General features: G+C 60.4%; 13 protein-coding genes. 4 read left to right on the forward strand and 9 right to left on the reverse strand.

Annotated features, from left to right (window positions below; all coding sequences use genetic code 11):
- Positions 1–121: 121 nt before the first annotated feature.
- Positions 122–1,795 (reverse strand): putative bifunctional diguanylate cyclase/phosphodiesterase, encoded by a 1,674-nt coding sequence (locus AC1RO5_RS05220; protein ID WP_493173340.1) that lies wholly within the window; start codon positions 1,793–1,795, stop codon positions 122–124.
- Positions 1,796–2,057: 262 nt separating this feature from the next.
- Here AC1RO5_RS05220 and rep point away from each other — a divergent pair, with 262 nt between their 5' ends.
- Both rep and AC1RO5_RS05230 read left to right on the forward strand, forming a co-directional pair.
- Entirely contained in the window at positions 2,058–4,067 is a 2,010-nt protein-coding gene (rep, locus tag AC1RO5_RS05225) for a DNA helicase Rep (protein WP_018927510.1), read from the forward strand.
- A 57-nt stretch (positions 4,068–4,124) separates the two neighbouring features.
- Positions 4,125–4,697: a xanthine phosphoribosyltransferase gene (locus AC1RO5_RS05230; protein ID WP_007934646.1), complete on the forward strand. Its 573-nt coding sequence runs from the start codon at positions 4,125–4,127 to the stop codon at positions 4,695–4,697.
- 122 nt (positions 4,698–4,819) lie between these two features.
- Here AC1RO5_RS05230 and AC1RO5_RS05235 read toward each other — a convergent pair whose 3' ends face one another.
- The 6 genes from AC1RO5_RS05235 to dadA all read right to left on the reverse strand — a co-directional run bounded on the left by AC1RO5_RS05235 (position 4,820) and on the right by dadA (position 10,967).
- On the reverse strand, positions 4,820–6,745 hold the full coding sequence (locus AC1RO5_RS05235; RefSeq protein ID WP_493173342.1) for an acetyl-CoA hydrolase/transferase C-terminal domain-containing protein: 1,926 nt from the start codon (positions 6,743–6,745) through the stop codon (positions 4,820–4,822).
- Positions 6,746–6,881: 136 nt separating this feature from the next.
- A complete protein-coding gene (locus AC1RO5_RS05240; RefSeq protein WP_493173833.1) occupies positions 6,882–7,295 on the reverse strand; it encodes a c-type cytochrome in 414 nt (137 codons plus the stop codon).
- A gap of 182 nt (positions 7,296–7,477) precedes the next feature.
- On the reverse strand, positions 7,478–8,026 hold the full coding sequence (locus AC1RO5_RS05245) for a cupin domain-containing protein (protein ID WP_007894746.1): 549 nt from the start codon (positions 8,024–8,026) through the stop codon (positions 7,478–7,480).
- Between the two features lie 127 nt (positions 8,027–8,153).
- Positions 8,154–9,227, reverse strand: a complete 1,074-nt coding sequence (alr, locus tag AC1RO5_RS05250; protein WP_493173344.1) for an alanine racemase — start codon at positions 9,225–9,227, stop codon at positions 8,154–8,156.
- A gap of 110 nt (positions 9,228–9,337) precedes the next feature.
- Entirely contained in the window at positions 9,338–9,691 is a 354-nt protein-coding gene (locus AC1RO5_RS05255; RefSeq protein ID WP_493173346.1) for a RidA family protein, read from the reverse strand.
- Positions 9,663–10,967, reverse strand: coding sequence for a D-amino acid dehydrogenase (gene dadA / locus AC1RO5_RS05260; RefSeq protein WP_493173348.1), 1,305 nt, complete (start codon positions 10,965–10,967; stop codon positions 9,663–9,665). The genes AC1RO5_RS05255 and dadA overlap by 29 nt, the downstream gene beginning before the upstream one ends.
- A 156-nt stretch (positions 10,968–11,123) precedes the next feature.
- On the opposite strand from dadA, the gene AC1RO5_RS05265 reads away from it, so the two are divergent.
- Complete coding sequence (locus tag AC1RO5_RS05265) at positions 11,124–11,612, forward strand: Lrp/AsnC ligand binding domain-containing protein (RefSeq protein WP_003177284.1); 489 nt, start codon at positions 11,124–11,126, stop codon at positions 11,610–11,612.
- A 3-nt stretch (positions 11,613–11,615) separates the two neighbouring features.
- On the opposite strand, the gene AC1RO5_RS05270 is transcribed toward AC1RO5_RS05265, so the two are convergent.
- Positions 11,616–11,969 (reverse strand): YkgJ family cysteine cluster protein, encoded by a 354-nt coding sequence (locus AC1RO5_RS05270; RefSeq protein ID WP_007934627.1) that lies wholly within the window; start codon positions 11,967–11,969, stop codon positions 11,616–11,618.
- A 147-nt stretch (positions 11,970–12,116) separates the two neighbouring features.
- Between AC1RO5_RS05270 and AC1RO5_RS05275 the strand changes: the two genes are divergently transcribed.
- The gene (locus AC1RO5_RS05275; RefSeq protein WP_493173350.1) at positions 12,117–13,430 is read left to right on the forward strand and encodes an NAD(P)/FAD-dependent oxidoreductase; all 1,314 of its coding nucleotides are present in this window, start codon (positions 12,117–12,119) and stop codon (positions 13,428–13,430) included.
- A 119-nt stretch (positions 13,431–13,549) separates the two neighbouring features.
- On the opposite strand, the gene AC1RO5_RS05280 is transcribed toward AC1RO5_RS05275, so the two are convergent.
- Positions 13,550–13,795, reverse strand: coding sequence for a DUF1127 domain-containing protein (locus AC1RO5_RS05280; protein ID WP_493173352.1), 246 nt, complete (start codon positions 13,793–13,795; stop codon positions 13,550–13,552).
- Positions 13,796–13,908: the final 113 nt, after the last annotated feature.

The raw sequence follows: 13,908 nt of genomic DNA on the forward strand, positions 1-13,908 counted from the left end.
TGTGTGGCGAGGGAGCTTGCTCCCGCTGGGTCGCGAAGCGGACCAAAAAGCTTTGCGACTGCTTCGCAGCCGAGCGGGAGCAAGCTCCCTCGCCACAAAAGCACCCCACAGTTGTTTGTGGTCAGCTCACGACTTCCAGCGCTGGCTGCTGGCTGGAACCGAAGGTCAGATACTCAACCAGTTCCGCCAACGGCAACGGCTTGCTGATCAGATACCCCTGCACCTGATCGCAACCAAACCCGCGCAATAAATCCAGCTGCTCCGGTGTTTCCACGCCTTCGGCAACCACTTCGAGGTTGAGGTTGTGCGCCAGGTTGATCATGGCGTGCACCAGTTTACGATTCTCTTCCCGTTCTTCCATGCCGCCGACAAAGCTCTTGTCGACCTTCAGCAAGGCAATCGGCAGGCTGTTGAGGTGCACGAACGATGAGAACCCGGTGCCGAAATCGTCCAGCGAAAAGCGCACACCGAGCCGCCCGAGGGCGTCCATGGTCTGCTTGACCAGGTCACTGCGACGCATCACCGCGGTTTCGGTCAGTTCGAATTCCAGCCATTGCGCCTCGACGCCTCGCTCGGCAATCAGCCGGCTCAGGGTCGTCAGCAGTTGGCTGTCCTGAAACTGCCGGAACGACAGGTTGATCGCCATGTGCAGCGCCGGCAGACCCCGTTCGCGCAACGCCTGCATGTCCCGCAGGGCCCGGGAAATCACCCAGTAACCCAGCGGCACGATCAAGCCGCTTTGCTCGGCCAGTGGCACGAATTCGCTGGGGGGCAGCAAACCGCGTTCGCCATGACGCCAGCGCACCAAGGCCTCGAGGCCGACGATCTGACCGTCCTCAAGGTTCAGGCGTGGCTGGTAATGCAACTCCAACTCATCGCGACGTAAGGCCCGGCGCAGCTCGCTTTCAAGGTCGGCGATGCTGCGGGCATTGCGATTGATCCGCTCGTTGAAGACGTGAAAGGTGCAGCCTTGAGTACTCTTGGCCTGCTGCATGGCGATGTGCGCGTGCCACATCAGCGGGTCGGCACCGGCCAGCGCTCGGGCGTGAGCAATGCCGAGACTGGAACCGATCAACAGGCTTTCGCCGTCGATCCAGTAGGGCTCGGACAGGGCTTCGGTAATCCGTTCGGCCATCCATTCAGCGCGCTGAGGCGCGCGGCGGGTGTCGATCAGCAGGGCGAATTCATCGCTACCCAGCCGCGCCAGTTGATCGCCGACCTCCAGCTGGCTTTTCAGCCGCGAGACCACTTGCAGGATCAACCGGTCGCCTGCCTGATGGCCGAGGGCGTCGTTGGCGTGTCGAAAGTTGTCGAGGTCGAGGTGACCGAGGGCCAGGCCGCGGCCGTCGTTGTCCGCCAGACGCGCCGCCAGCAAGGTCTGGAAACCCTGACGGTTGGCGATGCCGGTCAACGGATCCTGCTCGGCCAGGCGCTGCAAGGTGTTTTCCAACACCCCGCGCTCACGCACATGACGCAGGCAGCGGCGCAACATGCCGGGATCCAGCAGATTGCGCACCAGCCAGTCGCTCACACCGTCGGGAGGCGCCAACGGCTCGTGTTCGAGCAGCAACACCGTCGGCAGGTTGCAACGGCCGGGTGCCGGCTGCAGAGCAGGAATCGTCAACAACACCGCGCTGCGGTTGTCATCGAACAGGTTGCTGACCGACTCCCAGTTCGGCGCGCTGAGCAGCACTGCCGAACTCCCCATTGGAGCCAGACACTCGCGCAACAACGCTGCCCACGCTGGCTCTTGGGCCAGTAGCAGCAAACGCAAGGGTTCGACAGGCGTAGACAAGCTAGCTCCCTAGACTCTGCAAAGATGTAGGCGGCGCGCATTATGCCGCTCGGGTAACCAATGACCCAATGACATCGGTTATCAAACACGACTTCGAGTCTTGAATACGTACATTAGACGCGAATTCACTGCGCATCCTGCGTGAAAGTATCAAAACCGGCAAATAGAGATCGCGTGTTGCGTCACAAGTCGGAGAGAGCAGCACAATTCTCTGAGCCTGTTAAAATGCCGGCCCATTTCGCTAACGACTCCCTGATTTCGTATGTCCCGACTCAATCCCCGGCAGCAAGAAGCCGTGAGCTACGTCGGCGGCCCTCTTTTGGTGCTCGCCGGCGCAGGCTCCGGCAAGACCAGCGTGATCACCCGCAAAATTGCGCATCTGATCCAGAGCTGCGGCATCCGTGCCCAGTACATCGTCGCCATGACCTTTACCAACAAGGCCGCGCGGGAGATGAAGGAACGGGTCGGCACGCTGCTCAAGGGCGGTGAAGGCCGCGGCCTGACGGTGTGCACCTTCCACAACCTGGGCCTGAACATCATCCGCAAGGAACATGTGCGGCTGGGCTATAAACCGGGCTTCTCGATCTTTGACGAGACCGACGTCAAAGCCCTGATGACCGACATCATGCAGAAGGAATACTCGGGCGACGACGGCGTCGACGAGATCAAGAACATGATCGGCGCCTGGAAAAACGACCTGATCCTGCCGCCCGAAGCCCTGGAAAACGCACGCAACCCCAAGGAACAGACCGCCGCCATCGTCTACACCCACTACCAGCGCACGCTCAAGGCGTTCAACGCGGTGGACTTCGACGACCTGATCCTGCTGCCGGTAAAACTGTTCCAGGAACACGACGACATCCTGGAAAAATGGCAGAACAAGGTCCGCTACCTGCTGGTGGACGAATACCAGGACACCAACGCCAGCCAGTATTTGTTGGTGAAATTGCTGATCGGCAAACGCAACCAGTTCACCGTGGTAGGCGACGACGACCAATCGATCTACGCCTGGCGCGGCGCCCGCCCGGAAAACCTGATGCTGCTCAAGGACGACTACCCGTCCCTGAAAGTGGTGATGCTGGAGCAGAACTACCGCTCCACCAGCCGCATCCTGCGCTGCGCCAACGTGCTGATTTCGAACAACCCTCACGAGTTCGAAAAGCAGCTGTGGAGTGAAATGGGCCACGGCGACGAGATCCGCGTGATCCGCTGCCGCAACGAGGACGCCGAAGCCGAGCGCGTGGCCGTGGAAATCCTCAGCCTGCACTTGCGCACCGACCGGCCCTACAGCGATTTCGCGATTCTGTATCGCGGCAACTACCAGGCCAAGCTGATCGAGCTGAAGCTGCAGCATCACCAGGTACCTTACCGACTGTCCGGCGGCAACAGCTTTTTCGGACGTCAGGAAGTGAAGGACCTGATGGCCTACTTCCGCCTGATCGTGAACCCGGACGACGACAACGCCTTCCTGCGAGTGATCAACGTCCCGCGCCGGGAGATCGGTTCGACCACCCTGGAGAAGCTGGGCAACTACGCCACCGAGCGAAAAATCTCGATGTACGCCGCCACCGACGAAATCGGCCTGGGCGAACACCTGGACAGCCGCTTCACCGATCGCCTGTCGCGCTTCAAGCGCTTCATGGACAAGGTCCGCGAGCAGTGCGCCGGCGAAGACCCGATCTCCGCCCTGCGCAGCATGGTCATGGACATCGACTACGAGAACTGGCTGCGCACCAACAGCTCCAGTGACAAGGCCGCCGATTACCGCATGGGTAACGTCTGGTTCCTGATCGAGGCGCTGAAGAACACGCTGGAAAAAGACGAAGACGGCGAGATGACCGTCGAAGACGCCATCGGCAAACTCGTGCTGCGCGACATGCTGGAGCGTCAGCAGGAAGAGGAAGACGGCGCCGAAGGTGTGCAGATGATGACCTTGCACGCCTCCAAGGGGCTGGAATTCCCTTACGTGTTCATCATGGGCATGGAAGAGGAAATCCTCCCGCACCGCTCCAGCATCGAAGCCGACACCATCGAAGAGGAACGTCGCCTGGCCTACGTCGGGATTACCCGAGCGCGTCAGACGCTGGCCTTCACCTTCGCCGCCAAGCGTAAGCAATACGGCGAGATCATCGACTGCGCGCCCAGCCGCTTCCTCGATGAGTTGCCGCCGGACGACCTGGCCTGGGAAGGCAACGACGACACGCCGACCGAAGTCAAAGCCGTTCGTGGCAACAGCGCATTGGCGGATATACGCGCGATGTTAAAGCGCTAGAATTGACCACTTTTATTTAGACCTTCGGCGCAAAAGACGCCAACAGAGGACAGCTTCATGGAAGCACTGCACAAGAAAATTCGCGAAGAAGGCATCGTGCTTTCCGACCAGGTCCTGAAAGTCGACGCTTTTCTGAACCACCAGATCGACCCGGCGCTGATGAAGCTGATCGGCGACGAATTCGCCACGCTGTTCAAGGACTCGGGCATCACCAAGATCGTCACCATCGAAGCCTCGGGCATAGCGCCTGCGATCATGACCGGCCTGAACCTTGGCGTACCAGTGATTTTCGCGCGCAAGCATCAGTCCCTGACCCTGACCGAAAACCTGCTGTCGGCAACCGTTTACTCGTTCACCAAGCAAACCGAAAGCACCGTGGCGATCTCCCCGCGTCACCTGACCAGCAGCGACCGTGTGCTGATCATCGACGACTTCCTGGCCAACGGTAAGGCGTCGCAAGCGCTGATCTCGATCATCAAACAGGCCGGCGCGACCGTGGCCGGTCTGGGCATCGTGATCGAGAAGTCGTTTCAGGGCGGGCGGGCGGAACTGGATGCCCAGGGTTATCGCGTGGAATCGTTGGCTCGGGTGCAATCGCTGAAGGATGGCGTTGTAACCTTCATCGAATAACCCTCCCGCAATGATCGTTCCCACGCTCCGCGTGGGAATGCTTCAAGGGACGCTCCGCGTTCCGGCTTTCGAATGGGACGCAGAGCGTCCCGGCTGCATTCCCACGCAGAGCGTGGGAACGATCAGGTTTGCGCGGTGGCTTTGAGGCCAGTGAGCAGCAACCGCTGAAAAAAATCCTCTTTCAACCCCTCCGGCTTCGTCAGCTGCATCCGCTCCAGATGCACGGGAAATTCCGAAGGTTCTGGCGCATCCAGCGCCGCTTTGCCCAACTCCAGAATCTCCGTGAGCTTGAACTTGCTCTTCAACCAGTTCAGCGCCCGCAATAAATCCCGCTCCTGCGCCGTGAAATCGCAGCCCAACGGATATTCCGGAAACAGATTCGAATGCCGCGCCTGAATCGCCTGCAAACGCTGTGGGCGGTTGTCGGCGAAACGCGGATCGAGGCGGAAATGCTTCGGCAATTTGCCAACGTTTTGCGCCTGCTCGATCAGCCCCGGCTGGAAGCGTGAGTCGCTGATGTTCAGCAACGCCTCGATCACCGCCGCGTCGGTCTTGCCCCGCAGATCGGCGATGCCGTACTCGGTGACGACGATGTCGCGCAGATGCCGTGGGATTGTGCAGTGGCCGTATTCCCAGACGATGTTCGAACTGACTTCACCGCCCGACTCGCGCCAACTGCGCAGAAGCAGGATCGAACGCGCGCCTTCCAGCGCATGACCTTGGGCGACGAAGTTGTATTGCCCGCCAACGCCGCTCAACACCCGCCCGCTTTCGAGCTGATCCGCCACGCCCGCACCGAGCAACGTCATGGTGAACACGGTGTTGATGAAGCGCGCATCAAGGCGCTGCAAGCGTTTGAGTTCTTCCTGCCCGTAGAGCTCGTTGATGTAGCTGATGCGGGTCATGTTGAATTCGAGCCGCTTGCTCTGCGGCAACTCCCGCAAGCGCTCGTAGAAACTGCGCGGGCCGAGAAAAAACCCGCCATGCACCGAGATGCCGTCGGTTTGCGCGGCCTCGTTCAACGTGCCGGCGTTGGCCTGCTGCTGAGTCGACACATCCGGGTAGACCCTGCGTCGCACTATCCCGGCGTCGGCCAACACCAGCAAGCCGTTGACGAACATTTCGCTGCAACCGTAAAGGCCCTTGGCGAACGGTTCGATGCCGCCTTCGCGCTCAATCAATGGCGCCCACTGGCTGAGATCAAGGTCCGCCAGCAACGCCTTGTAGCCGTCGTTGTCCGCCTGCCGCGCCAGCAACGCCGCCGTCAGGGCATCGCCCATGGCGCCAATGCCGATCTGCAAGGTGCCGCCATCGCGCACCAATGTGCTGGCGTGCAGCCCGATGAGGTGATCCTGGAAACCCACAGGCATGTTCGGCGTGGAGAACAGCGTGGTGCTGTCCTTCGCGTCGATCAGCAGGTCGAAGGTGTCGATGCCGATTTCCGCATCGCCGGGCATGTACGGCAAATCGTTGTGCACCTGACCCACCATCAGGATCGTCTCCCCCGCCGCCCGGCGTTTGGCGATCATCGGCAACAGGTCAAGGGTGATGTCCGGGTTGCAGCTCAGGCTCAGGCGATCGGGATGTTCGCTGTGGCTGGCGACCAGTTGCGCCACCAGGTTCAAACCGGCGGCATTGATGTCTCGCGCGGCGTGGCTGTAATTGCTGCTGACGTAATCCTGCTGGGCCGAGGCGCTGTTCAGCAGGCTGCCCGGTTGCATAAAGAACTGATGAATGTGGATGTTGCTCGGCAGGCTGTCGCGATGCAGGTCGGCGAGGAAATCCAGTTCCGGGTAATCGCCAAACACCCGCTCGATGAAGGGTTCGAGGAAGCGCTTTTGCAAACCATCGCCCAAGGGCGGGCGTCCAAGGCACAGGGCGGTGTAGACCGTCAGCTGCCGCTCGGGCAGTTGCGCGATGCGTTGATACAGCGCGTTGACGAAGTGGTTGGGTTTGCCCAGCCCTAGCGGCAGGCCCATGTGGATATGCGCCGGTAACCGTGCCAGGACGTCATCGACCGCCTGCTCGATAGAACACAACTGCACCATCTGATCCTCCCGCCCGCTCCATGAATTGGGGTTGGACCGAGCTTGCCGGGTCTTTGCTGCAAAGAATAGCCTCAGGCAAATCGCAGGCACAAAAAAGCCGCTCGTAAGCGGCTTTTTCGCGAAAGATGCAGGCTTGTTATAGGCCGGACATCTCTTTGATTGCACCCTTGAGCTCGTCGTCGGTGCAATCGGCGCAGGTGCCTTTAGGCGGCATCGAGTTGATCCCGGTAATGGCTTTGGCCAGGATGCCGTCGAGGCCGCCCTGGTGATCGGCGCGCTCTTTCCAGGCAGCCTTGTCACCGATTTTCGGCGAGCCCAGGAGGCCGGTGCCGTGGCAAGCATTGCAATGTTTTGCAATAACATCTTTCGGCGCTTTGGCACCGCCAGCGCCACCCGCGGAAGCGGCAACTTCCATCCCCTTGCACTCTTTGCCCTGAACACAGACTTGGCCAACTGGTTCAAGGCGCTTGGCGATTTCATCGTTGGTCGCAGCTTGTGCGCTGACTGCCCAAAGGGCCAATACGGTTGCTGGTGCGGCCAGCATTTTCATAATTAGGTTCACGCGTACACCCTCAATGGTGGCTAGTCACGCCCGCGGCCACGGTTCGCAGGCGGGCGCAAGTATAGCGGTAAGCCCGCCACACTGAAACAACCCCAAAGTCGAAGGGGTCTTATCCCAGGGCGGAAATACCGCATGGGCGTCTGTGCAATCCGGGCACGACGCCGTGTCTCTTAGAAATTCGCTGGAGTGGCTGCGCTGATTAGTCGCGCCGGGGCATCGAACGGATTCCGGAAACGGTGCGGCTTGGTACTCTCAAAGTAGTAGCTGTCGCCGGCTTCAAGCACAAATGTTTCGAGCCCGACCACCAGCTCCAGCCGACCTTCCACCAGAATCCCGGTTTCCTCGCCCTCATGGGTGAGCATCTCGTCACCGGTGTCGGCGCCTGGCGGGTAGATTTCGTTGAGGAACGCGATAGCCCGGCTCGGGTGAGCCCGACCGACCAGCTTCATGGTCACTGCGCCATCGGAAATATCGATCAGTTCGTGAGCTTTGTAGACGATCTGAGTCGGCTTTTCCTGCAGGATTTCTTCGGAAAAGAACTCGACCATGGACATGGGAATCCCGCCCAGTACCTTCCTCAGCGAACTGATCGAGGGGCTGACGCTGTTCTTCTCGATCATCGATATGGTGCTGTTGGTAACACCCGCGCGTTTGGCGAGCTCACGCTGGGAAAGACCTTTGAGCTTACGGATCGATTGCAGTCGTTCACCGACGTCCAATGCTTGCGCCTCCAGGGATTCAGGTTGCAGGAATATTGAGCGTTATCATGGCGACAGCGTTCAGTATTTACAACACTTGCACCTGAATCCAGCTTGGCGAAGCGACTTTCGGTCGAAGCGCTGTTTGTCAGGCCCCGGAATAGAGCAGCGGTACCCGACGCAGGTTGCAGAAGATCTGATAAGGAATCGTATCGGCCGCCGCCGCGACGTCACTGGCGAGGATATTTTTGCCCCACAACTCGACGGGCGAACCGAGGCCGGCTTGCGGTACGTCGGTCAGGTCGACGCAGAGCATGTCCATCGATACCCGCCCCAGCAATTGACTACGCTGCCCGGCCACCAGCACCGGCGTGCCGCTCGGTGCCTGGCGCGGATAACCGTCGGCATACCCCATCGCCACCACACCCACACGCATCGGCTTGGGGGTGACGAATTTCGCGCCGTAACCAATCGGCTCGCCGGCCGGCAGTTCACGCACGCAAATCACTTTCGATTCCAGGGTCATCACCGGTTGCAGTCGGGACGCCACGGCATTGGCCTCTTCGAACGGCGTCGCGCCGTAGAGCATGATGCCCGGGCGCACCCAGTCGCTCGGAATCTGCGGCCAACCGAGCACCGCCGGCGAGTTACGCAGGCTAATTTCGGCCGCCAAACCCTGACGCGCCGCCTCGAACACCGCGACCTGATCGACGCTGGCCTGGCAGTGCAGCTCATCGGCGCGGGCGAAGTGGCTCATCAGCACGATTTTCGCCACTTTGCCGCTGGCCAGCAGCCGCTGATACGCCGCCTGGTAATCCGCTGGATGCAGGCCGACACGATGCATGCCGGAGTCGAGCTTGAGCCACACCGTGATCGGTTTGCTCAGCGCGGCTTTTTCGATGGCTTCGAGTTGCCACAACGAATGCACCACACACCAGAAGTCATGCTCGACGATCAGCGCCAACTCATCGGCTTCGAAAAAACCTTCCAGCAACAACACCGGCGCACGAATACCGGCGGCACGCAGCTCCAAGGCTTCCTCGATACACGCCACGGCAAACCCGTCCGCCTCGGCTTCCAGCGCCTGGGCGCAACGCACCGCGCCATGGCCATAGGCATCGGCCTTGATCACCGCGAGGGCACGGGCACCCGTGACTTCACGGGCAATCCGGTAGTTGTGACGCAGGGCTTGGAGGTCGATCAGGGCACGGGCAGGACGCATGGCGGCAGACTTCTAGTCGGTCATTGGAAAAAAACCGGCGCTGGCTGACAGCGTGAACCACCAACAGCACCGGGAGAGGGATCTTTGTGACTTGATTTTTGGCAGAGCGTTTATGGCAGCGCGGCAACGACCGACAGCTCGACCAGGATTTGCGGCTCGCACAACTTCGACTCGACCGTGGCCCGGGCCGGCGCGACGCCTTTTGGCAGCCACTGGTCCCACACCGAATTCATGCCCGCGAAGTGCGCTTCGATGTCTTTCAGGTAAATCGTCACCGACAGCAGGCGGTTCTTGTCCGTCCCGGCCAGATCCAGCAAACGCTCGATGTTGGCGAGAGCTTCACGGGTCTGCTGTTCAATCCCGGCGTTCATGTCGTCGCCGACCTGCCCTGCCAGATACACGGTACCGTTATGGACGACGATCTGGCTCATGCGCTCATTGGTGAGCTGGCGCTGGATTGACATGTTTTGCAGACTCCTTGAGTTTGTTGCCATAACGGGAAATATCGAGGCCTTCGGCGCTGATCTGCGGCGTTCTCTTGGCCATCAGGTCAGCCAGCAAACGACCAGAACCACAAGCCATGGTCCAGCCGAGCGTGCCGTGGCCCGTGTTCAAGAACAGGTTTTTGAACGGCGTGGCACCGACAATCGGCGTTCCGTCCGGGGTAGTCGGACGCAGACCGGTCCAGAAACTCGCCTCGGCCAGATTGCCGCCCTGAGGATAAAGGTCGTTGACGATCATCTCCAGGGTTTCGCGCCGACGCGGGTTCAACGACAGGTCAAAACCGGCGATTTCCGCCATGCCGCCGACGCGGATGCGGTTGTCGAAACGAGTGATCGCGACCTTGTAGGTCTCGTCGAGAATGGTCGACGTCGGGGCCATCGCCGGGTTGATGATCGGCACGGTCAGCGAGTAACCCTTGAGCGGATACACCGGGGCCTTGATGCCCAACGGCTTGAGCAGTTGCGGTGAGTAGCTGCCGAGCGCCAACACGTAACGGTCGGCGGTTTCCAGCTTGCCGTCGATCCACACGCCGTTGATGCGATCACCGGCGAAGTCGAGGCGCTGGATGTCCTGGCCGAAGCGGAATTCCACACCCAGTTTCACAGCCATTTCGGCCAGGCGGGTGGTGAAGATCTGGCAGTCGCCTGTCTGGTCGTTCGGCAGGCGCAAGGCACCGGCGAGGATGTCGGTGACGCTGGCCAGGGCCGGTTCGACCCGGGCAATGCCGGCGCGGTCGAGCAGCTCGAACGGCACACCGGACTCTTTCAGTACGGCGATGTCTTTGGCAGCGCCATCGAGCTGCGCCTGGGTGCGGAACAGCTGGGTAGTCCCCAGGCTACGGCCTTCGTAGGCAATGCCGGTTTCGGCGCGCAATTCGTCGAGGCAGTCGCGGCTGTACTCAGACAGACGGACCATGCGCTCCTTGTTCACCGCGTAACGGCTGGCGGTGCAGTTGCGCAGCATCTGCGCCATCCACAGGTACTGGTCGATGTCGGCGGTGGCCTTGATCGCCAATGGCGCGTGACGCTGCAACAGCCACTTGATGGCTTTGAGCGGCACGCCCGGTGCGGCCCACGGTGAGGCATAACCCGGCGAAACCTGCCCGGCGTTGGCGAAACTGGTTTCCATGGCCGGCGCTGGCTGACGGTCCACGACCGTCACTTCAAAGCCGGCTCGTGCCAGATAATAGGCACTGGCGGTACCGATGACGCCGCTACCCAAGACCAGAACGCGCATTTTCATATCCCTCATCGCGGCTTACCGCTGACGTTTATTGTGCAGACCGAAGATGTGGGCAGTTTAAAAAAGATCAGCCAGTGCTTTTCACTATATAAGTGCTTATATTTGGCGACAATTCTCGGCAAAAACCCTTTTCACGGAGGCGCATCCCCTATGCGGACCAACACTCAGACCAAACGTGAGCTGGACAAGATCGACCGCAACATCCTGCGGATCCTGCAAGCGGACGGGCGCATTTCCTTCACCGAACTGGGGGAAAAGGTCGGCCTCTCCACCACCCCCTGCACTGAACGGGTACGGCGCCTGGAGCGCGAAGGGATCATCATGGGCTACAACGCCCGGCTGAATCCGCAGCACCTGAAGGGTAGTCTGTTGGTGTTCGTCGAGATCAGTCTCGACTACAAATCCGGCGATACTTTCGAAGAGTTCCGACGTGCGGTGCTGAAACTGCCCCACGTCCTTGAATGCCATTTGGTGTCAGGGGACTTCGATTACCTGGTGAAAGCGCGGATTTCCGAAATGGCCTCGTACCGCAAATTGCTGGGCGACATCCTGCTCAAGTTGCCGCATGTGCGCGAATCCAAGAGCTATATCGTGATGGAAGAAGTGAAAGAGAGTTTGAGTCTGCCGATTCCGGATTGAGCCCTACACCAACACCTGCCGGGTACTGGCCATGTATTCGTGAATCTGCTTCTCGACCCGCGGATGAATCAGCTCCACCGGCCGCCGCCCATTGGGGCAAGGCAACGTCTTGGTGGTACCGAACAGACGGCAAATCAATGGTCGCTCGTCATACACCGTGCAGCCGTTGGGCCCCAGATGGACGCAATTGAGTTCGTCCATCGCTGCGTCCTGCTCGGCCCGGGTCTTGCGCGGCAGGCGGGACATTTCTTCGGGCGAGGTGGTGACCGGCCCACAGCAGTCATGGCAGCCAGGCACGCACTCGAAGGTGGGAATCTGCTGGCGCAGCGTGCGGATTTTCTGACTGTTGCAGCTCATCTAAACGGTGACCGAATGTGAAATAGATGGGGATTCTGACGCAAAAGCCCCGACCCAGACAGCACCAACCGACCAATGTTGCCCGTATCCGAAGGGGCGGCTTATGCTCCGTCAACTTTTTCAAACACAAGAATCAGGATGACGTACATGAACGCCCCCGTTCAGCAACCTGCCCCAAATCACCGGCATGCGGCCTCTTACTACGCAGCCAGCAGCTTGCTGCAGCCCGACCTTCCGGCGCTCACAGGCGAGCTGGTTGCAGACGTGTGCGTGGTGGGTGGTGGGTTCTCCGGGCTGAACACGGCGCTCGAACTGGCCGAACGAGGCTTGCGCGTGGTGCTGCTGGAAGCGCACAAGATCGGTTGGGGCGCCAGCGGACGCAATGGCGGGCAATTGATTCGGGGCGTCGGCCATGGTCTCGATCAGTTCACCAACGTGATCGGTGCAGACGGTGTGCGTCAGATGAAACTGATGGGGCTGGAAGCGGTGGAAATCGTCCGACAGCGGATCGAGCGTTTTCAGATCCCTTGCGACCTGACCTGGGGTTACTGTGACCTCGCCAACAAAGCCCATGACCTGGAAGGCTTCGCTGAAGACGCCATCGAGCTGCGCAGCCTCGGTTACCGTTACGAAACCCGTTTGCTGCAAGCCAACGAAATGCACAGCGTGGTGGGCTCCGAGCGCTATGTCGGCGGCTTGATCGACATGGGCTCCGGGCATCTGCACCCACTGAACCTGGCGCTGGGCGAAGCGGCCGCCGCCCGGCAATTGGGCGCCAAGCTGTTCGAGCAATCGGCGGTGACCCGCATCGATTACGGCCCCGAGGTCAAGGTCCACACCGCCCTGGGCTCGGTCCGCGCCAAGACCCTGGTGCTGGGCTGCAACGCCTACCTCAACGATCTCAACCCGCAACTTGGCGGCAAGGTGCTGCCCGCCGGCAGTTACATCATCGCCACCGAACCCTTGAGTGAAGAACAGGCTCACGCGCTGCTGCCGCAGAACATGGCGGTCTGCGATCAACGGGTGGCGCTGGATTATTACCGACTCTCGGCGGACCGACGCTTGCTGTTCGGCGGCGCCTGCCACTATTCAGGACGCGACCCGAACGACATCGCCGCGTACATGCGCCCGAAGATGCTGGCGGTGTTCCCGCAATTGGCCGGGGTAAAGATCGACTATCAATGGGGCGGCATGATCGGCATCGGCGCCAACCGCCTGCCACAGATCGGCCGGCTCAAGGACCAGCCGAATGTGTATTACGCCCAGGCCTATTCCGGCCATGGCGTAAACGCCACGCACCTGGCAGGCAAGTTGTTGGCTGAGGCCATCAGCGGCCAGCACAGCGGCGGGTTCGATCTGTTTGCCAAGGTGCCGCACATTACCTTTCCGGGGGGCAAACATTTGCGTTCGCCGTTATTGGCCCTGGGGATGTTGTGGCATCGACTTAAAGAGTTGGTTTGAGGAAGATGATCGTTCCCTCGCTCCTGCGTGGGAATGCATCCAGTGACGCTCTGCGTCACAGCGGACGCGGAGCGTCCGAGGCGGCATTCCCACGCAGAGCGAGGGAACGATCAACAGTACTAGATCCGCCAGAAAGGTTTAAGCCCCTCCTCCCGCGCCTGCTCCCGATTCAACCCGATATCCTTGAGTTGCTCCGGCGTCAGCTCCAGCAACGCCTTGCGTGTGTGCAGACGATGCCAGAACAGACCCCAGCGACCCAGGCAGGACGGTGCGTTGCGCGTGACTGCCTCGCGCGCGCCGTTCTGTTGCCCTGCCGCCAGTTCCTGACTGTGTAACGTCAGCCGCACATCGCTCAAGCCGTTCATTTTCGTCGCTCCTGTTTACTTGGGTAGCCAGAGCTTTCATGATGCGCGGACGGCAAAAAGCATTACAGATTCAACAGAGCTGTATTAACTCCATACAGTTTTTCTGTTTCGGC

The organism is Pseudomonas sp. GW822-FHT02G04, assembly GCF_058802085.1.

Bases quoted from the DNA above. Each gene is read 5' to 3' on its own strand.
- rep (WP_018927510.1), top strand. From the start codon at position 2,058: ATGTCCCGACTCAATCCCCGGCAGCAAGAAGCCGTGAGCTACGTCGGC.
- AC1RO5_RS05230 (WP_007934646.1), top strand. From the start codon at position 4,125: ATGGAAGCACTGCACAAGAAAATTCGCGAAGAAGGCATCGTGCTTTCC.
- AC1RO5_RS05235 (WP_493173342.1), bottom strand. From the start codon at position 6,745: ATGGTGCAGTTGTGTTCTATCGAGCAGGCGGTCGATGACGTCCTGGCA.
- AC1RO5_RS05240 (WP_493173833.1), bottom strand. From the start codon at position 7,295: ATGAAAATGCTGGCCGCACCAGCAACCGTATTGGCCCTTTGGGCAGTC.
- alr (WP_493173344.1), bottom strand. From the start codon at position 9,227: ATGCGTCCTGCCCGTGCCCTGATCGACCTCCAAGCCCTGCGTCACAAC.
- AC1RO5_RS05255 (WP_493173346.1), bottom strand. From the start codon at position 9,691: ATGTCAATCCAGCGCCAGCTCACCAATGAGCGCATGAGCCAGATCGTC.
- dadA (WP_493173348.1), bottom strand. From the start codon at position 10,967: ATGCGCGTTCTGGTCTTGGGTAGCGGCGTCATCGGTACCGCCAGTGCC.
- AC1RO5_RS05265 (WP_003177284.1), top strand. From the start codon at position 11,124: ATGCGGACCAACACTCAGACCAAACGTGAGCTGGACAAGATCGACCGC.
- AC1RO5_RS05270 (WP_007934627.1), bottom strand. From the start codon at position 11,969: ATGAGCTGCAACAGTCAGAAAATCCGCACGCTGCGCCAGCAGATTCCC.
- AC1RO5_RS05275 (WP_493173350.1), top strand. From the start codon at position 12,117: ATGAACGCCCCCGTTCAGCAACCTGCCCCAAATCACCGGCATGCGGCC.
- AC1RO5_RS05280 (WP_493173352.1), bottom strand. From the start codon at position 13,795: ATGAACGGCTTGAGCGATGTGCGGCTGACGTTACACAGTCAGGAACTG.